We start from the raw sequence: 20,314 nt of genomic DNA on the forward strand, positions 1-20,314 counted from the left end.
TTCCGCCTCCGGGCACCATTAAGAATTCAGATGAAACCCGCCTTGTGCGGGTTTTGTTGTTTCTGAACATCCATTCTTCGCAATTCCGCTTTCAAACCACAAAGCACACGCGGTTTCGCCCGCCTTCTTTAGCTTCGTATAGCGCCTTGTCGGCCCTCTTGACGGCATCCTCCACCGATTCCATGTGACTATTCACTTGTGCAACACCCAAGCTTACCGTAACCCGAATAGTCACGTTTTCGCCGGCTTGAACCACATGCTTCTCAACGCCTTGGCGGATACGCTCAGCGCAGCCTTCGGCCTCTGCCTGATCGGCGCCGGGTAAAAGAATCACAAACTCCTCGCCGCCAAAGCGGGCAATCAGATCCCTGCTTCGGCTGAATTTCTGGAAAATACCGGCCATATCTTTCAAAACCAGGTCTCCAGCGTGGTGCCCGTAGGTGTCGTTCACTGCTTTAAAATGATCGATATCCAGGGCAATAACAGAGACCTGCTCCCCTGTAGTTCTCGCCTGCTGAACCAGATGCTCACCTTCGGTCATAAAAAACCGCCGATTATAAAGCTGGGTAAGCGGATCAGTCGCTGCCTGCCGTTTGAGCTCATCCTGCTGGGACCGGATATCTTCCAGCACTTTGATTCGGTACGAAATGATAAATGCCAGAGTGATCGCTTCCAGCACGATACCAACCCCGACACCGTGGCTGTTGAGGTAATTGGGCTCGATCAGGCCTTTGTAGAACAGCACCGCAAACCCGTTGAACACGACAAAGAAGCTATGCCCCACGAGAAAGAATTTTGCCAAGGGGTGGCCTTTGCGCAATATCGAGAGGCTTACCGAAAAAGTGACCACCATCATCAGTGCTGCCAGGCTGCTTGCGGGTATCAAAGCGCCTTCAATATCGAAGAGGCCGTAAGCGAGGCCTGCAATCAGTAGGGCCAGCAATCCCTTGAGTATTCTATGTTCGGTAACATAAAACTCACGGGTTTCGAAAATCACCATCATGAACAGCACAAGAAAAATCGGCATGGTAAATACAGATAGGTTCAATATGAACACGGCATCTCCGTACATATTGAACGCTTTGGCAAGCAGCCCGTAGGAGAGGGCTATCCAGACAACACCCGAAATGAGGTAGAGGGAGTAGAGCAGGTTCTCTTTCTTGCTGGTGGCGAAGTAAAGCAGGCCGTTATAGAACACCAGCGCCATCATCATTCCGACCAGTAGTGCAATGTCGAGATGCCCACCCACCAAGGCTTTTCGCGAGTGCTTATCGTCGTATATTTCCGCCGCAAACCACTGATGTGAGTACAGATGGCTTCGAACAAATAAAACTGTGGTTTCCCCCGCAGGCACAGAGAATGGATAGACTATCGTCCCCCGATGCATCAAGGGATTGTCGCTGGCCTCGTTAAGATCAACCGCCGCCTGCCCTTCCATGCCTTGGGAGCGTTCTTCGTAAATATCGATTGCGCGCACCTGGTAAGCCATGGGCATGTGCAGAAACAGAGCCTTGTCGTGAGCTCCAGGATTATGCAGCGCAATCCGATGCCATGTAACCGACACTCCAGTGCCAAGAGTAGCTGTGCTGTTTGCGGCCTCATAAGGCTTCTCGCGGGCTTCCTCGTAACTCAGTGATTGCGAGTTATCAACAAAGTACCCGACGGAAAAGTCCGTCAGGTGGATCTCGTCACCACTTACATCCAAGGTTGGCGCTGCGTGCGCTGCAATACTGACAACCCACAGCAAGAGAATGGACACAATCAGTCTGCCGGGCACCACTACAGTGGCAACTGGAAACATTATCGGGTGCGACATGGAGAGGGGCCTTTTGCTTGCAAAACAAGTAACCCTGCCCTGCGTTTTTTACGTTCTTATACTGTATTAGTTTACGCTTGACAAAGATGCTCAGGAATTCAGCCTTCACATGATTTCAACCTGCCCAAGTCGCGCTAGCGCGATTTGGGCTCTTTGAGCCGAACTGAACTGGCCCCGGAGCAGGCCGATCTTGAAGTGGAAATGGATGCCCTGATCCAGAATGCCATTCGCACCAGCGAAATCGAAAGTGAGCACTTGGATGTCAGTTTGGTGCGTTCGTCTGTGGCTCGCCAGCTGGGAATTGAGCAAGCCGGCATGGCGGAGCGTGGCAATCCTGAATCAGACTCACTGGTTACCTTCCTTCTGGAAGAGGCGCAGCAGCAGGCACTGCTAAGAGTAGAGTGAGTTTTGGCAAAGACGCTGTTCTGGCTGAACTTCTGGAACTTGGCTGTCTCGATAAGTTGCCTGGAGGCGGGCGAAGCACACGCTACGGCGTAAGACTTGAAAACAACAAGGGAGACGCCTGACTGAATACAGGCCGACTCTGCGCCGGCCAGCTCACATCACTTGAGCTGGCCGGCTGAAAACTCAACATCACCCGTTAACAACAGTAACCGGCCCTGTTGCGTGGCGAACCACTTTCTCGCTGATGCTACCCAGCGTAAGACTGCGCACCAACGAATGGCCGCGACGCCCCAGTACAAGATGCACGCCTGGATTATCTTTCAGGTAGTCCAGAATATCCTTGGCAGGGTCGCCTCTTAGCAGAATATCTTCAGCTGGCTCAACTGTGCTGCCCACCGCTTTTCTGGCGGCATCAAGCACTTCGCGCCCGTAGCCTTCCACCTCTTTATCAATGCTTTCAGGCATGGCGCCACCAACCACCAACCTTTCTACCCGTGAACTCGGGAATACCGACAAGAGCTTGAGTGGTTGCCCCATCGCCTTTGCCAACCCTGCTGCCATCCTCGCCGCTTCTAATGAGTGGTCTGAACCATCACAGGCCACCACTATGCAAGAAGTAACTGTTGCCATGACACACCTCCATTTCTGTTAGGTACGCCAATACCATAGCACAGGCAGACGCTGGAACTTCTCGTGAAAAACAGCTCTTTCGCCGCGTCTAAAAGCAACAGGTTGTCGCGTTCCAACAAGCTTTTGTTTTAATGCCAAGGTACCTTCAACCCATAAATAAAAATAATGAGGGCGACCATGGCTGACCACTATGTAGCTTTTTCCATTCCGTTTTTTTTACTGTTTATAGGCTTGGAGTCACTGTTTTTCTGGCGTAAGAACCGGACTTCGCTGCGAGTGAATGACAGCCTTACAAACATGAGCTGCGGAATTATTACGCTGATATTCGAACTGTTTACGAAAGGCAGTTTGTTCGTGATCTTTGCCTATCTGTCCAACAGGTTTGGAGTGTTTGAATGGAGCATGGGCTCGGCATTCACCTGGATTCTGTTTTTCTTCGTTTACGACTTCTTTTACTACTGGGGCCACCGCCTGTCCCATACCATCAACTTTATGTGGAATGGTCACCTGCCCCACCACCAAAGTGAGGAGTACAATTTTACCGTGGCTCTCCGCCAAGGCGCCCTGCAGGACACATTGGTATTCCCGATCTTTCTTCCAATGGCATTTATGGGTTGCCCAATCGAAGTCTTCGCAACGGTATTGCTTCTGAACAAGTTCTTCCAGTTCTGGATACACACCAAAGCTATTGGTCGGGTACCGCTAATTGAAGGCATTTTTAACACGCCTTCTGCCCACCGCGTTCACCATGCAGTTAACCCCCGCTATGTCGACAAGAACTATGGCGGCGTGGTCATGTTTTGGGACAAGCTTTTTGGTACCTGGGCAGAAGAGCGGGATGATGAGCCCTGCGTTTACGGTGTGCGCAAACCCTATCGAAGCTGGGACCCGCTAAACGCTCATGTGGATTGGTGGGCAAGGCTTTGGAAAGACGCAGTAAATACCGGAAAGTGGACGGACAAGATCAAGCTATGGTTCATGCCCACGGGTTGGCGCCCTGCGGATGTCACCGAGAACGATCCGTGGACGCCCTATGATATTGAGAACTATAAAAAGTACGACCCGGAAGTAAGCCTCTGGCAAAAAATCACGGCGATTGCTCTGTTTTTAGCCACCCTCCCCTTGATCAGCCACCTGCTGTTTGAACAGTTCAGCCTGCCCTTGTGGAAAAAGGCCGTGCTTTCGATGGTGATAGTTGCCTGTCTTTACGGCTGCGCCTATCTACTCAATGGCACTAAGCGCAAGTCCCTTGAAGTAGTGTCATCAAACAGCACAAACGAAGGATTTTCGTAAAACAGCCCTTCAGGCAGCTTTGCGAAAATCCTCCATCCGTCCATTTTTGTCGCGGCTGCGGCGATATTTGCTTTTGTCTTCGACCACGCGCATTTGATACTTGGGGGTTTTGAGTTCCCGCTGCACAGCACTGTGCTTTGTGGGGCTTAGCTTCTTTTTCGCCATCGTGATGTCTCCATTGGCATTGTGTTTTAACCCTGCATCTTAGCAGTTACCGAGACTGCAAAGAATATAGGGAAAGACACGCACCTCATGGCCTGTCTGCCTTCTGCTGCATTTAGCGCGCCCTGTGCTTCCTCGTTCGTTTACAAAACTCAACAGAAGAAACGACGGCCAGCCATTACCCTTAGCGCCCTACTCAATTGCCCTCTATTTTTGAAGGACCTCTCAACGCATATGAATAACACCGATCTGGTTTTCCAAAGCTACGGAAGGTGCTGCAACCGTGATGAGTTTTTTATCGATTTTTACGACCATTTCATGTCGAGCGCCGATGCCATCAAGAACCGCTTTGTGAATACAGACATGCCCGCGCAACGGCATCTTCTTCGCCACGGCGTTTTGCAACTGATTCTTACCGCACGTGGTATGCCAGACCGCAAGCTCAAAGCACTTGGAGAGAGCCATAACCGCTCAAACCTGAACATCAATCCTGAGTGGTACTCGTTTTGGCTGGACTCGCTACTGAAAACCGTTCGCCTGCATGATCCTGAGTACACCAAAGAACTTGGCGATGCATGGGAAGAGGTGCTGACCCCGGGAATCGATCTGATTCGCGGGGCCTACTGAGCGCCCCACTGATACTTCTTGATTCAGCCCATCGATTTCCACACACTTGAATGCCAGCCCTCAAGCGATAAACTGTTTTTATGCTTTTCAAACTATTGCCCGGCTTGCTCTGGTTGCAAGGATACTCGGCCCACACATTAAGGCGGGACGTGGTATCGGGCCTGGCTATTGGCGTTATGCTAATCCCGCAAAGCATGGGCTATGCGGTGCTGGCCGGCCTGCCACCAGAGTTTGGGCTGTATGCGTCGATCTTTCCGCCGCTGTTGTACGCCCTGCTGGGAACCTCCAACAAGATTTCCATTGGGCCGGTGGCACTAGACGCCATTCTTATTCTCTCCGGCCTCAGCGTGCTCGCAGAGCCTGGCTCAGACCAATACCTCCAGCTTGCCATTGAGTTAACCCTGCTGGTTGGCTTGATTCAGTTTCTGTTTGGGGTGCTTCGCTTCGGGTTTATCGCCAACTTCCTCTCCTACCCGGTAGTTGTTGGCTACACCTCGGCTGCGGCCCTGATCATCATAGGTAGCCAGCTCCAAAGCCTGACGGGAGTGCATGTTGATAGCGCCAACGTGCTCGACCTGTGCTACCAACTACTCCTGAACATAGCCAACTGGCATGGCCTTACCGTAGCTATTTCTGTGGCAAGCCTGCTGTTTATATATCTGTGTAAACATCGTGCGCCAAAGGTGCCTAGCGCGCTGATTCTGCTGGTTGGCACCATGCTGCTCTCGGGGCTTTTCCATGCCGGGCAGGCGGGTGTAGAAGTTATCAATTCTGTACCCCAGGGTTTCCCTTCGTTGCAGTTCCCGGATTTTGATCTTGCAAAGCTTGGTGAGCTGCTGCCGGTGGCATTTACCGTAGCCCTGATGGGATTTGTAGGCACCATGTCGATTTGCAAATCCCAGGAATCGCCTAAAGACAAACGCAGCGCCCAACCCAATCAGGAGTTGATTGCACTCGGTTTGGCCAATGCTCTGGGTGCCATGTTTCGCAGTTTTCCGGTTTCAGCCAGTTTTTCTCGTAGCGCGGCGATGCGGGAAGCGGGCGCACTAACTCAGGTGTCCGGGCTCATTTCTTCTGCCTTGATTGCGATCACGGTGATTTTCCTCACGCCTCTGTTCACCGACTACCCCCTACCGAAAGCTGCTCTGGCAGCGATTATCGTTATGTCGGTGTTGGGGCTATTCAAATATAAGGAAATGAAGGCGCTGTTCCGGCAAGACAGAAAAGAGTTTCTGATTCTGCTGGTCACCTTTGTTATCACCATCTTGTTGGGAGTACAGCAGGGTTTGCTGGTGGGCGTAGCGGTATCGCTGATGCTGGTGATTTATAACAGCACAACACCACACATGGCCGAACTCGGCAAACTTGATGGCGAAGATCTCTATCGCAACATAACTCGATTCGAGAGCACCAGCGTTCGCAAAGACCTGCTTATTTTCCGCTTCGATGCACCCCTTTATTTCGCCAATAAAGACTATTTCAAAAGCCGGCTATACAGCCTTATCAAGAAGCGCCCGGAGGGTGCTTTGAAAGGCGTGATTCTCGATGCTCAATCGGTTAGCAGCATCGATACCACGTCGTTAATCATGCTGGAAAGCGTGATTGAAAATCTGCGGGAACAGGGCATTGAATTCTATCTGGTTAGCCTGATTGGTCCTGTGCGCGACACCCTCACACAATCATCTACACTGGGGCCGTATGTGCTAAATGAGCACATGTTCCCTCAAATTACAGATGCAGTGTTGTACATTGATCAGGGCATCAGTTCCCGCGCCTCGATTGCCAAGCAGAGCAATGCGGCAAAGGCACGGCGCGCCAAAAGCTAGTTCTGCCAGCTAACCCCAGGCCTGCTTCTTACGCTCAATCGCTGCTGGCCCGCCAGCAGCCAGCACAGCAGCGCCGTAAATGCACACCGCCATAACCAACACGATAGGCAACAAGGCTCCACCAGCCAGGGTGGCTGACAGTGCGCTTATCACGCCCGCAATCGTGAACTGTGCAGCGCCCAACATTGCTGCTGCAGTGCCGCCAAGATGGGGAAAGAACTCCAGGGCATTGGCCATGTTGTTGGGAATAATGGCGCCCATGAACCCAACTGCAACAATAATGCAGCCTGCTATCACCCAGTAGGGTGCGCCCGCCCAAGCGCAGATTACCAGCGCGCTCACAGCAATGGCCTGCAGGAACACACAGATTCTGAGAATACGCACGGATTCATATTTGTTTAGCAGGCGACGGTTGAGCAGATTCAGGCTTGCCATAGCCACTATGTTGGCAGCGAACAGCCCTGAAAAGGTCGCATTCGAGAGCCCGAACCACTCCTGATAAATAAACGATGCGTGGGTGATAAACACCATCATGGAGCTGAAGCACAACGCTTGCAGGCCAACAAAACGCATGGTGACACCATGACGAAGCACCAGCCCATAGTTGGTTACCAGCGTGGCAACCGGGGTGCGTTCTGTTTGGCGGGGAGGTAGGCGCCGAAACAATTGGAAATGCAGAACAACGGCCAGCAGGGCTGCGTAACCTGCCAGCATAAGGAAGATCACATGCCACTCGCTGAAATACAGCAGTGCTGAGCCAATGGAGGGGGCAGCAGCAGGTGCAATGAACATAACCAGGCCAATCAACCCGAACAGCCGGGCAGCATCCTGACCACTGGTTTGGTCACGCACTATAGCCGGTACAGACACTGCGCAAAACGCACCACCAATGCCCTGCACGATTCGCCAGCCCAGCATGTTGGTAAGCGTTTCAGACTGGGCAACCATATAGGCGGCAATAGCAAAAACCAGCAGCCCGGCGAACAATATCCGCTGTCGGCCATAGCGGTCGGATAATGGCCCGCCCAGCAACTGCGCAAGCCCCAAAGCACCAATATAAGCACTCAAGGTGAGGCCAACGCCTCCATGCCCAACACCCAGCTCATCAGCAATTTCCGGAAAAGCGGGCAAGTATGCATCAAGTGCCAAGGGCCCCAAGGCAACGGTCATGCCCAGTAGGACAGCTAGCTGAAGGTGGGACATCGGGGTTGTATTCAAATCGGTATCCAAATGAGAGGGCCAGACAGAGGGTGCTGCAACCGTGGATTGTTAGCGTGCTTACAACTTAGCAGTCTAGCGCATAGCAGCAAGATTCACTCCCTTAGTGACGGAAATCACTGAGGGAGCATCACAATCATCATAAGGAATACAGAGCAGGCTAGCCTTACTACTTATTGATCAAGCAGCTCTATCCAGTGCTGCACCGGCACTTGGGCTTTGGTCTCAAGGTGCATTTGGCAACCTACGTTGGCCGTTACAATGCAGTCAGGGTTATCCACCGTCAGTGCTTTGAGCTTATTGCCCAGCAGTTTCTGGCTTAGTTCTGGCTGCAACACCGAATAGGTACCGGCAGAACCACAGCATAAGTGCTTGTCTTTGGTGATGGCCAAGCTGATGCCTGCCTTGGTAAGCAACTGCTCCACAACACCGCTCTGCTTCATAGCGTGCTGAAGTGTGCAGGGGCAATGAAAGGCAACTTTGCCAGAGGTGTTCTGCACCTTGAGGCTTTCGAGATCCTGTTCTAGCAAAAATGCACCAAGGTCGGTGCATAGCTCGCTGACCTTAGCGGCTTTAGCTGCGTAAACCGGGTCGTTTCTTAACAAGTGCCCGTAGTCCTGCACCATGGCGCCACAACCTGAGGCGGTCATAATCAGCGCTTCTGCGCCGGATTCGATGGCTGGCCACCAGGCATCGATGTTCTGGCGCATGCGCTCCAGGCCCTTCTCGTGCTCTGAGAGGTGGTAGTTCACCGCGCCACAGCATCCTGCTTCCGGGGCTTCGACCATGGTGATGCCGAGCTTGTCCAGCACTCGAGCGGCAGCGGCGTTGGTGTTCGGTGTTGCAGATGGCTGTACACAGCCCGCCAGCGCCAAAACTATTCTGTTGTGGCTTGCGGCGGGCCAGGGGCTGGCCTGTTTTTTCGGGGGTACTTTGGCTCGCAGTTTGGCGGGCAGTATTGGGGCGAAGGTTTGCCCGAGTTTCAGCAGGTATCCAAACAGCACCCGGTTGGGGACTACTCGCGCGAGCGCCCAGCGCATCCACTTTTCTTTCGGGGGGCGTGGCAGTTCTTTATCAATAAGGTCGCGGCTGATATCCAGAAGGCGACCGTACTTAACGCCCGAGGGGCAGGTGGTTTCGCAGCTGCGGCAGGTTAGGCAGCGGTCGAGGTGTTCACGGGTTTTTTCGGTAACTTCGGCGCCTTCGAGGAACATTTTCATGAGGTAGATGCGGCCTCGGGGGCCGTCGCGCTCGTCGTTCAATTCCTGGTAGGTTGGGCAGGTTGCGGTGCAGAATCCGCAGTGGACGCAAGCCCGCAGTATGGCTTCTGCTTCCTGCCCTTCTGTTGTATTAGCGAACTGCTGGACTAAATTTGTTTGCATATCGTGCCTGCTAAAGCTTCAAAATCGGTGGTGTCGCGATGAGGCGGATAACTCTCTGAAACACGCTGTGAATACTTCCCTGTACGCTTGGCTACGCCATCCATGGCTTCGCACAGTTTCAGAGAGTTATCCGCCCCATCGCTGTTCTGACCTTGGCGAATCTACATCCAGCTATATAACCTGCCCGGGTTAAATATTCCGTCGGGGTCGAACGAGTTTTTCACCCGCTGCTGGATTGTTTTAAGCGCATTCGGTTGGCTGTGCATCACCTCGCCACTTCTGTCACCACCCCGGAACAGGCTGACCTGTCCGCCAGCGGCGCGAGCCAATGGTTCCATGTCGCTCAGCTGTCCCGCACCCCGGAACCAGCGCTGGGAGCCTGCCCAGTCGATGAACCAGTCGCCTTCGATGGCGGGGTTCGCAGCAGTGGAGTTAACGGAGAATCGCCATAGCGCTTCGTCGCTTCCGGTGAAGAAGTCGTGCTGCATGTCTTGTACTGAGCGCCAGAATTCTGCGCCTGCTTCCATTACCTCACCACTCCACTTTTCTGCGGTGGCTTCTACAGCTGATTTGGCTCCGGAGAGGCGTAGATAGACTTTGCCGTCTACCCAGCAGGCGGCTGTGATGGGTTTAGGTTCGGCTGAGCGGCTGTTCATGTAGTGGAGGACTTCGTCCATGCCCATTTCCTGCACTAAGGTCATGCTAGCGGCGGGGCTGGGCATTACTTTGAGGCTGATTTCAGTGATGAGCCCCAGGGTGCCTAAAGCTCCCGCCTGGAGGCGGGAGACATCATAGCCGGCGACGTTTTTCATCACTTCGCCGCCAAACCGCAAATGCTCGCCTTTGCCGTTAATCAGGCGAATGCCCAGAACTTGATCTCGCACCGATCCAGTCCAGGGTCTGGCTGGTCCGGAAAGGTTACAGGCGAGCGTGCCGCCAATGGTGGATTCGGGGCCAAAGTGGGGAGGCTCAAAGTGCAGCGCTTGGCCTTGCTCAGCTAGCACCGTTTCAATGTCAGCCAGGGGCGTGCCTGCACGTACGGTCATCACCAACTCTACGGGATGGTAATCCACTATGCCTGTATGCTCGCCCACGTTGAGGGTGCCGGCTTCTGCACTGGGTTCCCGGCCAATGAAGGCTTTGGTGTTGCCGCCCACTATGTTGAGTTTCTCCCCGCCAGCGCGGGCCTGGAGCACTTGCTCCTGCAGTTGTTGAGAGATATCAGCCATGTTGTGCGGCTTCCGTATGTTCGTGCTTGTGTTGTTTGTATTCGAGTGACCGATATTCCTGGCAGTATTTCAGCGCAGGCACAGCTTTGCCCGGATTGAGAATGCCAGTTGGATCAAACGCAGCTTTCACATCGTGAAATTGCTGCAGCTCCTCATCATTGAACTGAATCGCCATCTGGCGGATCTTTTCCACGCCCACGCCATGTTCACCAGTAATGCAGCCACCCACATCCACGCACATTTTCAGGATTGCCGCGCCAAAGGCTTCGGTACGTTCGAATTCCCCCGGTACGTTTGCATCAAACAGGATCAACGGATGCAGGTTGCCATCACCGGCATGGAATACGTTGGCGACGCGCAAGCCGAACTCTGCAGACATTTTTTCCATTTCAGACAACACATAAGCAATGTGTCGCCGGGGAATGGTGCCGTCCATGCAGTAGTAGTCGGGGGATATACGACCAACGGCCGGGAATGCAGATTTCCGCCCCAGCCATAGCAGCGCCCTCTCCTCTTCGCTTTGGGAGGTGCGAACCGAGGTGGCGCCAAGTTTGCGGAAAACCTCTTCCGCCTCGGCAATGTGCTCGTGTACTTCTTCTTCGGTGCCATCCACCTCGCAAAGAAGCAGCGCTTTTGCGTCTCGGGGATAGCCGGCTCCGGCAAAGTCGTCGGCTGCCACAATGGCGTAGCCGTCCATCATCTCCAAGCCACCAGGGATAATGCCGTGGGAGATAATGCCGCCAACTGCATCACCCGCTTTTTGTACGCTGTCGAAACCGGCCATCACCACCTGTGCCACTTCAGGCTTGGGCAGAAGTTTTACCTTCACTTCTGTTACCACGCCCAGCAGCCCTTCCGATCCGGTTAGCAGGGCGAGTAGATCCATGCCGCAGCTATCCAGCCCGTCGCTCCCCACAGTTACCACATCACCTTCAGCGGTGACTATTTCCACACTGAGGAGATTGTGTACCGTCAGCCCGTACTTAAGGCAGTGCACACCACCCGAGTTCTCCGCCACGTTGCCACCAATGGTGCAGGCAATTTGTGATGAAGGGTCTGGGCCGTAGTAAAGGCCGTATTGAGCGGCCTCTTCGCTGATAGCGAGGTTGCGAACCCCAGGTTGCAGGCTGGCCGTTCGTGCCAGCGGGTCGATGTTCAGAATGCGATTAAACTTGGCAAGCGACAGCACCACGCCTTCTTTGTTCGGCATGGCACCTGCACTGAGCCCCGTACCCGCTCCGCGGGCAACAACCGGAACCCCATGCTTATGGCAGATTCGCATGATCCGCTGCACCTGGGTAACGGTTTCCGGTAGCACTACCAGCAACGGCATTTCGCAGTACATGGACATGCCATCGCATTCGTAGGGCTTCATGGTTTCGTCATCAGTAATAACGAAATCTGCATCAACAAAGGCTCGGAGCTGTTCAGCCAGCTCCGCTTTGCTGATGGTTGGTTTGGTTGTCATAAGGCCTTCCTCAAACCGCCTGTTTCAGCCTCGCTGGGCTGCAAAGTAATCAATTCCCGCCTGGGCGCAATCCATATCCTGTTGTGGCGTGCCGGAACTTAATCCGATACCGCCCACAACCTCGCCATCGACAATCACGGGCAAACCTCCGCCCACAGAACTTACACGCCCGCCTACTTCTGTATGGATACCAAAAGCCAAGCTGCCAGGTACGTTGACGGCATTATATTCATGGGTGGCTTTCTTGGCCGCTGCCGCCGTGAACGCTTTATCCTGGGCAATGGTAACGCTTGTAATTTTGCCCCCATCCATGCGCTCGAAGGCAATCACATTGCCAGACTCATCAACAACGGCAATGCACATGGGCACTCCTATTTCCCGGGCCTTTTCAGCCGCTCCGGCAATCAGCAGCCGAGCCTCGGCCAGATCAAGTCTTTTGATAGTTAACATGTTACTTACCCCCAAAATGGATCAGCCGTAAACCAGCCCTGGCAACCAGGTGACAACACCCGGGATAGCGATGCACACCATCAAACCAAAGGCTTGAATAGCAAGAAACACCAGGGAAGATTTGAAGATAGTGCCCATGGATATTTCCGGAGGGCACACGCCACGTATGTAAAACAGTGCATAGCCAAAAGGCGGGCTAAGAAAAGACATCTGCATGTTCACGAGATACAGCACCCCGAACCAGAGCACGACGTCATCGCCATCTACTGGCGGCAATCCGAAAAGGCCTTCAAACGTCAGCGCTTTCACGATTGGGATGAAGATAGGGACAGCCAAAAGAAGAATGCCAACCCAATCCAGGAACATGCCCAGCACGATCAGCAACCCCATCAAGAGGAACAAAATGCCGTAGGACGACATGCCGGTACTCAGAATGGAATCTGTTACAAATTGCTGGCCACCCTGGAGAATATAGAAGCCGACAAACACAGAAGCCCCGAACATGATCCACAACACCATGGCAGAGGCTTTAGCCGTGGTTATGGAGGCTTCACGCAGTCCACTGATGTTGAACTTGCCGTGCATAATGGCGACCACGATGGCACCGAACGATCCGATACCCGCAGCTTCAACCGGTGTGGCTATGCCACCGAACAGCAGGCCAAGTACCAATGCCACCAAAATCAGGGGAGCAATCAGGCCTTTCAGCAGAAGCAGCTTTTCCCGCAGGGAAATACGCTCATCAACCGGAACAGGCGGCCCAAGGCTTGGGTTAAGCCAACTGCGAATCAGAACATACGCAATATAAAGGCTCGAGAGCATCAGCCCGGGAATAACGGACCCCAGGTAAAGCTCGCCCACCGACTGCTGCGCCACCACTGCATAGAGAATGGCAAGAATGGAGGGTGGGATAAGAATGCCCAAGGTACCGCCCGCCATAATGGAACCAATGGCGATTTTATGGTCGTAGCCACGCTTCAGCATGGCAGGCAGAGCGATGATGCCCATGGTTACAACCGCAGCACCGATTACCCCCACCATGGCAGCCAAAAGCGTGGAGGCCAGTATGGTTGCTGTTGCAAGACCACCACTTAGGCCGCCCATCCATTTGTAGACCACACTGAACATTTCCTCGATCAGCCCCGCACGCTCCAGCATGGACGCCATGAAAATAAATAGCGGAATCGCAGCCAGATCGGAGTTGGTCATCATCGGGAATATCCGGCTGGGCACGATGTTGAGCATCATCGCATCCCCTACCAGATACACGAACAGCACCCCGAGGCCACCCGTAACGAAGGCCAGTGGCAAGCCCATCATCAGGGCAACGAAAAGCGAGCCAAACATCAGATAGGTAAGCGGGCCGATTTCAACACTGGCAAGACTGCCAGCAAACTTGAAAAGGAATTTGTCGTCGCTGAATGGATCGTAGAACAGGATGTTGATCATCTCGACACAGATGACAAACCCGAAGCCTATGGTGGCCAGAATCATCAGCCAGGTGCCGAGCTTACCCGACAGAGTAGGCCCTGAAGCAGTCGGTGTACTGGTAGTCATGCGGCACGCTCCTGTCCAAGGCGAACAAATAGAACAATATCCTTAATGAGCTTGGATATGCCCGCGAGCAGCAGCAAGGTGGAGCCAAGCATCATCATGCCTTTAACCGGCCAGTACTGAATGCCCCAAGTCTCAACGGTGGTTTCATTCATGGAGTATGAGTTCTCGAAAAAGGTCCAGGAGGTAACCATGAGTACCAAGGCAAACACGAAGAAAAACATTGAAGTGAAAATATCCATGCCGATCCTGCCCCGCACCGGCAAGAGGTTGTAAACCACATCCACCCGCACATGGGCGCCATGGAGCATGGCAAAGGCGCCTGCCAGCAGGTACTGCATACCCAGCAACAGGAAGCTGGCTTCGTGCACCCACACCGTGGGTTGGTTGAACATGTACCGCATGACGACTTCGAAAAAATAGAAAACCACCGCGTTGACCGTCCAAAAGGCCACAAACTCGCCAGATTTCTCACTGATCCAGTCAATAATGCGGGTAAACCAGTTACCTTCGAACTTCAGGTAAACCAGAGGGTCATCTTCCATAGCCTGCAGTTCACCCGGCGTCATGCCAGGCTCTGCGGGTTCGCCGCCCCGGGCGCAAGCCCATTTGTGCCACCCCATCATGATGAGCGGCATCACCGCTAGCCAGCCCCAGTACATCCAGTGCGGCATTACAAATCCAAAGCCTTCCAGATCAGACATACGCTTACTACCTCAGCCATAAAACGGGGAAGGAGGCGCTCCGCTATTCAGGAGCAATTCCTAGCCTTCCCCACTGTGCTTTTATTGTTATCAGGTAACGCAGGCTTACTTGCCTTTGACGCCTTCCAGATCAGACTCGCTCACATAACCAACGGTGTCGTTCATCATGTATTCAAGCTGCATATCGAAGATGGCGCGGGCATCCTCATCCTTGTTCGCCCACTTGTACCAGATCGGAATCGCGGCACGGCGAAACTCGGCAAGGTCATCCTGGCTGAGGCGGGATACCGTATCGCCGTCGGCCCGGAACTTCTTCATGGCTTCGATGTTGCGCTTCTGAATGGTGAGGTAGTGAATCTGGGAGTAATTGCGGACTTCATCTTCCACCAGCTTTTGCAGTTTCGGATCAAGGTTGTTCCAGTTTCGCAAATTGACGGTGAGGTCCATCAAGTCCACTGGCTGGTAGATAGACATAACACCGGGAGGGCCGAACATGATGTAGTCCGTCACCTGTGAGAAGCCCAGTTCGTAGTTCACCGCAGGGCCAACGTAGTCCGCTGCATCAATGGTGCCTTTTTCCAGTGCAGGGAAAATATCAGAGCCGGGTAAGCTCACCGTCGAGACACCAAACTGCTGGAACACTTCGGCGACCATTCCGCCGGGCACTCGAATCTTCATGCCCTTCAAATCGCTCAGTTTGTTAACCGGCTTTTTGGAGTGGATGATGTTGGCATCGTGCTGAATGGGGCCCACGTAAAATAGACCATACTTTTTATAGATTTCCCGGGCCTTCTCCAACATACCCATGGAGTAGAACATGGTGTCCCACTGGTGCGGCTGATCCGGGCCTGCAGGATAGGAAGACAGAAATACCGATGCCGGAATCTTGCCAGACCAGTACAAGGTGAACGGGTTCATCCCTTGCAGCACGCCATTACGCACGGCTTCGAACAGGGCGTTGTTATCGGCAGCAACCGCCTTGGCTGGGAACGGCTTGAAAATAAGCTCGCCGCCGCTTTTTTCCTTGATGCTCTCGCACCATTCTTCAAACAGGTCATAGCCGACAGTGCCTGCATCCCAAACTGACTGAATTTTCCAGGTTGTGGCGGCGTGAGCCTGGCCCGCCCCCATCATCAGCGCACCCGCCAGAGCGGTGCCAAGAGCTGCAGTTTTCAGAAAACCCCTGCGCTGCGAAACTGCGCCGGCTCCGCAATTATTGGTATTGGTCTTGCTCGGTTTCATCGAGACATCTCCGCTAAAATTGTTGTTATGTTTTTTTGTAGAGCTCTGAGCAACACCGGCTTCATACCCGGTATCAAAAACGATATTCGTTGGCGGTACTTGTTTAGTCCAGCAAAGAGAGCACTGGTCAGACCAGTTTCTGTAACTGGCAAAATGGACGAATGCGGCCCAATCAGCCATATTCAAAGGGCTGTCGTATTGCGGGCAGCGTTAACCAGATAACAACAATGACAACCAGCACTGGTCAGACCAGTGACCCCGCAGGCAAGAAAATGGCTATTTCACGTGAAGTCTCGTACCGACTGGAAAGGCTTATCCTTGATGGAGGCTTGGCGCCAGAACAAAAAATACCTTCAGAGCGGCAACTTGCAGCGCGCCTTCGGGTTTCGCGGTCGGTGATTCGCGAAGCGCTTCATGAGCTTCAGGGGCGCGGTGTTATAGAAACCCGCCACGGCAAGGGCTCCTTCGTTTCCACAATGGTGCCCGGGTCTGGCGACCTCCGCGAGCAAGGCCCTCTAATGCATCTTTTTGAAGGGCATCCACGAACCCTCTACGATTTGCTGGAAGTTCGGGAACAACTGGAGGGGCAAGCTGCTTTCCTGGCAGCCAAGCGTGCAACCAGCCTGGATCATCATCGGATCACTAAAGCCTACAGGGCGTTGGAAGAAACAGACCCGCTTAGCAATGCCCGGCCAGATCACGGCTTCCATCAGGCAATTGTTGAGGCTTCGCATAATCCGATTCTGGTTCATGTACTCAACAGCCTCAAAAACATGATGCTGATGACGGTGCAGGCATCTGTCGCCAATCTCAACCCCAGGGCCGAAAAGCGCAAGAAAATTGTGCAGCAGCATCGCCAACTCTATGAAGCCATTATGGCTGGCCGACCCGCAAGCGCGCAGAAAGTGGCCATGGCCCATGTACGCTTTGTAAGTGAATCCATGCGCGACATGGAAAGCGAAGGCAGCGAGCTTATACGCATTCCAGTTTTGCCGGAAACAGCGGGGAATCCACACCACATCAGCGGCTGAAACCAGCAAAATGCTTGCATTGAGCACTCATTGCGCCACAATACGTGGTCTCAATTACAGGCGCTGAAAAATAACAATACTGTGTGCGTAAGGCATTGATTTCTTCAACCACAGTCCGTAAAACAAGCGCCCTTGATTTCCAGTTTCAGGAGCCATCCATGGCGGACCAAGCGCCTTTGATCTGCAAGGACATACATAAGACCTTTGCCGAGCTTGAAGTGCTCAAAGGTATTTCACTCGAAACCCGCAAAGGCGATGTGGTTTCTCTGATCGGCAGTTCCGGCTCTGGTAAAAGTACCTTTCTGCGTTGCATCAACCTGCTGGAAACACCCACCTCCGGTGACATCATTGTTCACGGCGACCCCATAAGGTTTACCAATAACCGCAAGGGCGAGCGTATTCCGGCGGATAACAAACAGGTCGAACTGATTCGCGCCAAGCTTTCCATGGTCTTCCAAGGTTTCAATCTCTGGTCTCACATGACGGTGCTGGAAAACATTATTGAAGCGCCAATCAACGTACTTAAAGTTCCTAAAAAGGAAGCCATTGAACGGGCAGAGGCTTACCTGAACAAGGTGGGCATATACGAGCGCAAGGATTACTACCCGGCTCAGATGTCGGGGGGCCAGCAGCAGCGGGCAGCCATAGCCCGAGCATTGGCCATGGAACCGGAAGTGATGCTGTTTGACGAGCCAACCTCAGCACTGGACCCGGAGTTGGTTGGGGAAGTATTGAAAGTTATGCAAAGTTTGGCCGAGGAAGGCCGCACCATGATCGTAGTAACTCACGAAATGGCATTTGCAAAGGATGTGTCGACTCAGGTGCTGTTTTTACACCAGGGCGTTATCGAGGAGCAGGGCACACCTCAAAAGGTGTTTGATAACCCTGACTCGGAGCGCATGAAACAGTTCCTGGCTCCCAAGTTCTGACAGGCGGTGCTATCTTTATCGCTGTTGGACATATAGTTTCCAAAAAAATAACGCCCTAGAGGCGATACACTGGAGAAGTGACACATGAAAAAACTGATGATTGCAGCAAGCTGCGCCCTCGCCATGTTTGCTGCAGGTACACAGGCAGACGAGCGTAATTTGCGCATTGCTTTCGACGTACCTTATGAGCCGTTCGAATACAAAGATGAAAATGGTGAGCTGACAGGCTTCGAAGTTGATCTGGCCGCTGCCATGTGTGAAGAAATGAAGGCCGACTGCGAGTTCGTCATTCAGGCTTGGGACGGCATGATTCCTGGCCTCTTGGCCCGTAAATTCGATCTGATCATGTCTTCCATGTCGATCACGGAGGAGCGTGCTGAGCGGGTTCTTTTCTCTGAGCCGTACTACAACACGCCAGGCGGCTGGTTTGGCCCGGACAGCTTCAATGCAGACGTTACCGACATGGGCGCCATGAAAGGTAAAACTGTAGGCGTTCAGCGCGGCACCACTATGGACACCTTTGTTACCGAAGAAATGAGTGGCGTAGTAACCATCAAGCGTTACACCACCGCAGATGACATGGTTCTGGACCTCGAAGGCCAGCGCCTGGATGTCGTATTTGTTGATTACCCGGTAGGCGAACAGACCGTTCTGACCAAGAAAGGCTTCAAGGAAGTCGGCGAGCCCGTAAAGCTGGGTGAAGGCGTGGGCGTTGCCATGCGCAAGCGCGACAAAGACGTTGCCGAAGAGGTGAACGCGGCCCTGCGTAAGCTGAAAGAAGACGGCACCTACGATGCCATCATGAAAAAGTATTTCGCTTACGACGTAAAAGTCTGACCGTTAAGATCTGATACTTCCAGCCCCAGGGGTAGCCGTAGTGGCTACCCCTGACTACCGGACACTCCCATGTTTGATCTGAAAGGCTATGGTCCGGCCCTTTTGAACGGGGCAGTTGTTACCGTAGAACTCGCTTTCCTGTCTCTTGCTCTGGCATTGATTCTCGGGCTTATTGGCGCGGCTGCAAAGCTGTCAAACAGCCGTGTCGCTGTGGGCATTGCGACCACTTACACCACCCTGATTCGTGGTGTTCCTGATCTGGTGATGATGCTGCTGTTCTATTATGGCGGCCAGGTGGGCGTGAATATGCTCTCCGACTATATTTGGGAAACCTATGAAGTCGACTTTTTCTTCCAGTTCAATCCATTCATTTCTGGCGTGATAACCATCGGGCTGATTTTCGGGGCCTACATGACAGAAACCTTTCGAGGTGCCTTTCTGGCAGTTGAAACCGGACAGATTGAGGCGGCGCGAGCCTACGGCTTTAGCAAATGGCACACCTTCCGCAGAGTGATGGTTCCACAAATGTTGCGCCATGCCCTACCCGGCATTGGCAATAACTGGCAAGTTTTGCTCAAAACCACAGCTCTGGTTTCTATTATCGGCCTCACGGATATGGTGCGTGTAGCAGAGGAAGCAGCCAAGGCGGAGCGCATGCCCTTTCACTTTTTCATTCCGGTGGCGTTTGTGTATCTCGCCCTTACGGCAGGCTCCGAGCTTTTCATTAAGTGGCTCGATAAACGAGCCAATGTCGGCGTGATTCAGGAGACTTGATAATGCCACCCGACTTTATTGCTGCCTGGCTTAACAAGAACGACATTTTTACGGCCATGACCATCATGGAGTACTGGGATGGGATGGTCACGACCGTTCAACTGGTATTTCTGTGCCTGATTATCGGGCTTGTGTTTGCGGTTCCTCTGGCGATTCTTCGCACGGTTAAAAACCCGTTTGTGTCTGGCCCTGTGTGGCTTTACACCTATCTTTTCCGTGGCACGCCGCTGCTGATTCAACTGTATATTATTTACTATGGCGTCGCCCAGATTCCCGGCATTCAGGAAACCTTCTGGTGGGAGATTTTCCGGGAGCCGTTTTACCCTGCCCTGCTGGCCTTCACATTGAACACCTGCGCCTACACCACTGAGATTATCCGTGGTGCGATCATTTCTACGCCCCATGGTGAAATTGAGGCGGCGAAGGCTTACGGTATGAATTGGTTTATGCGGATGCGGCGCATTGTGTTGCCAAGTGCGGCGCGGCGGGCGGTGCAGGCGTATTCCAATGAGGTTATTTTCATGCTGCACTCGAGTGCGATTGCGAGTGTGGTAACGATTGTGGATCTTACGGGGGCTGCGCGGAATATTTATTCGCGGTTTTATGCGCCGTTTGATGCGTTTATTTTTGTGGCGCTTTGCTACATGGTGCTGACCTTTATTCTGGTGTTTGCGTTCCGCAAGCTTGAGAATCATTTGTTGCGGCATCAGCGGCCTGTTGGGTCCTGAACATAAAGG

20 protein-coding genes are annotated in these 20,314 nt (G+C 53.2%); 9 read left to right on the plus strand and 11 right to left on the minus strand.

Annotation, left to right across the window (positions count from 1 at the left end; genetic code table 11):
* Positions 1-91: 91 nt before the first annotated feature.
* Positions 92-1,816 (minus strand): sensor domain-containing diguanylate cyclase, encoded by a 1,725-nt coding sequence (locus RG807_RS04190; RefSeq protein WP_309043759.1) that lies wholly within the window; start codon positions 1,814-1,816, stop codon positions 92-94.
* A gap of 153 nt (positions 1,817-1,969) precedes the next feature.
* On the opposite strand from RG807_RS04190, the gene RG807_RS04195 reads away from it, so the two are divergent.
* Positions 1,970-2,221 carry a DUF4172 domain-containing protein gene (locus tag RG807_RS04195; protein WP_309043760.1) on the plus strand — a complete coding sequence of 84 codons (252 nt, stop codon included), beginning with the start codon at positions 1,970-1,972 and terminating at the stop codon, positions 2,219-2,221.
* Between the two features lie 189 nt (positions 2,222-2,410).
* Here the strand turns inward: RG807_RS04195 and RG807_RS04200 are convergent, their stop codons facing one another.
* Complete coding sequence (locus tag RG807_RS04200) at positions 2,411-2,851, minus strand: universal stress protein (RefSeq protein ID WP_309043761.1); 441 nt, start codon at positions 2,849-2,851, stop codon at positions 2,411-2,413.
* A gap of 177 nt (positions 2,852-3,028) precedes the next feature.
* Between RG807_RS04200 and RG807_RS04205 the strand changes: the two genes are divergently transcribed.
* Positions 3,029-4,144, plus strand: coding sequence for a sterol desaturase family protein (locus RG807_RS04205; protein WP_309043762.1), 1,116 nt, complete (start codon positions 3,029-3,031; stop codon positions 4,142-4,144).
* A gap of 9 nt (positions 4,145-4,153) precedes the next feature.
* On the opposite strand, the gene RG807_RS04210 is transcribed toward RG807_RS04205, so the two are convergent.
* The gene (locus tag RG807_RS04210) at positions 4,154-4,309 is read right to left on the minus strand and encodes a hypothetical protein (RefSeq protein ID WP_309043763.1); all 156 of its coding nucleotides are present in this window, start codon (positions 4,307-4,309) and stop codon (positions 4,154-4,156) included.
* Positions 4,310-4,540: 231 nt separating this feature from the next.
* Here RG807_RS04210 and RG807_RS04215 point away from each other — a divergent pair, with 231 nt between their 5' ends.
* Both RG807_RS04215 and RG807_RS04220 read left to right on the plus strand, forming a co-directional pair.
* Positions 4,541-4,933 carry a globin family protein gene (locus tag RG807_RS04215; protein ID WP_309043764.1) on the plus strand — a complete coding sequence of 131 codons (393 nt, stop codon included), beginning with the start codon at positions 4,541-4,543 and terminating at the stop codon, positions 4,931-4,933.
* 80 nt (positions 4,934-5,013) lie between these two features.
* On the plus strand, positions 5,014-6,759 hold the full coding sequence (locus tag RG807_RS04220; protein ID WP_309043765.1) for a SulP family inorganic anion transporter: 1,746 nt from the start codon (positions 5,014-5,016) through the stop codon (positions 6,757-6,759).
* A gap of 9 nt (positions 6,760-6,768) precedes the next feature.
* Here the strand turns inward: RG807_RS04220 and RG807_RS04225 are convergent, their stop codons facing one another.
* From RG807_RS04225 to dctP, 8 genes are all read right to left on the minus strand, one after another.
* On the minus strand, positions 6,769-7,977 hold the full coding sequence (locus RG807_RS04225) for a multidrug effflux MFS transporter (RefSeq protein WP_309043766.1): 1,209 nt from the start codon (positions 7,975-7,977) through the stop codon (positions 6,769-6,771).
* Positions 7,978-8,150: 173 nt separating this feature from the next.
* Complete coding sequence (glcF, locus tag RG807_RS04230) at positions 8,151-9,359, minus strand: glycolate oxidase subunit GlcF (RefSeq protein WP_309043768.1); 1,209 nt, start codon at positions 9,357-9,359, stop codon at positions 8,151-8,153.
* 161 nt (positions 9,360-9,520) lie between these two features.
* Positions 9,521-10,588 carry a glycolate oxidase subunit GlcE gene (glcE, locus tag RG807_RS04235; protein WP_309043769.1) on the minus strand — a complete coding sequence of 356 codons (1,068 nt, stop codon included), beginning with the start codon at positions 10,586-10,588 and terminating at the stop codon, positions 9,521-9,523.
* Entirely contained in the window at positions 10,581-12,056 is a 1,476-nt protein-coding gene (locus RG807_RS04240) for an FAD-linked oxidase C-terminal domain-containing protein (protein ID WP_309043770.1), read from the minus strand. Before RG807_RS04240 ends, glcE begins: the two co-directional genes overlap by 8 nt.
* Positions 12,057-12,080: 24 nt before the next feature.
* Entirely contained in the window at positions 12,081-12,506 is a 426-nt protein-coding gene (locus RG807_RS04245; RefSeq protein ID WP_309043771.1) for a GlcG/HbpS family heme-binding protein, read from the minus strand.
* 21 nt (positions 12,507-12,527) lie between these two features.
* On the minus strand, positions 12,528-14,063 hold the full coding sequence (locus tag RG807_RS04250; RefSeq protein ID WP_309043772.1) for a TRAP transporter large permease: 1,536 nt from the start codon (positions 14,061-14,063) through the stop codon (positions 12,528-12,530).
* Entirely contained in the window at positions 14,060-14,764 is a 705-nt protein-coding gene (locus RG807_RS04255; RefSeq protein ID WP_309043773.1) for a TRAP transporter small permease subunit, read from the minus strand. The genes RG807_RS04250 and RG807_RS04255 overlap by 4 nt, the downstream gene beginning before the upstream one ends.
* Before the next feature lie 105 nt (positions 14,765-14,869).
* A complete protein-coding gene (dctP, locus tag RG807_RS04260) occupies positions 14,870-16,006 on the minus strand; it encodes a TRAP transporter substrate-binding protein DctP (RefSeq protein WP_309043774.1) in 1,137 nt (378 codons plus the stop codon).
* Positions 16,007-16,278: 272 nt separating this feature from the next.
* Here dctP and RG807_RS04265 point away from each other — a divergent pair, with 272 nt between their 5' ends.
* The 5 genes from RG807_RS04265 to RG807_RS04285 all read left to right on the plus strand — a co-directional run bounded on the left by RG807_RS04265 (position 16,279) and on the right by RG807_RS04285 (position 20,305).
* Positions 16,279-17,037, plus strand: a complete 759-nt coding sequence (locus RG807_RS04265; protein ID WP_309043906.1) for an FCD domain-containing protein — start codon at positions 16,279-16,281, stop codon at positions 17,035-17,037.
* Between the two features lie 158 nt (positions 17,038-17,195).
* Entirely contained in the window at positions 17,196-17,966 is a 771-nt protein-coding gene (locus tag RG807_RS04270; RefSeq protein ID WP_298449172.1) for an ABC transporter ATP-binding protein, read from the plus strand.
* Positions 17,967-18,050: 84 nt separating this feature from the next.
* Positions 18,051-18,803, plus strand: a complete 753-nt coding sequence (locus tag RG807_RS04275) for a transporter substrate-binding domain-containing protein (RefSeq protein WP_309043775.1) — start codon at positions 18,051-18,053, stop codon at positions 18,801-18,803.
* Positions 18,804-18,872: 69 nt separating this feature from the next.
* Positions 18,873-19,577, plus strand: coding sequence for an ABC transporter permease (locus RG807_RS04280; protein ID WP_200202930.1), 705 nt, complete (start codon positions 18,873-18,875; stop codon positions 19,575-19,577).
* Positions 19,578-19,579: 2 nt separating this feature from the next.
* Positions 19,580-20,305 (plus strand): ABC transporter permease, encoded by a 726-nt coding sequence (locus tag RG807_RS04285; protein WP_298449178.1) that lies wholly within the window; start codon positions 19,580-19,582, stop codon positions 20,303-20,305.
* The last annotated feature ends 9 nt before the right edge of the window (positions 20,306-20,314 follow it).

It is taken from the genome of Marinobacter sediminicola, assembly GCF_031157525.1.
GTDB lineage: Bacteria > Pseudomonadota > Gammaproteobacteria > Pseudomonadales > Oleiphilaceae > Marinobacter > Marinobacter sediminicola.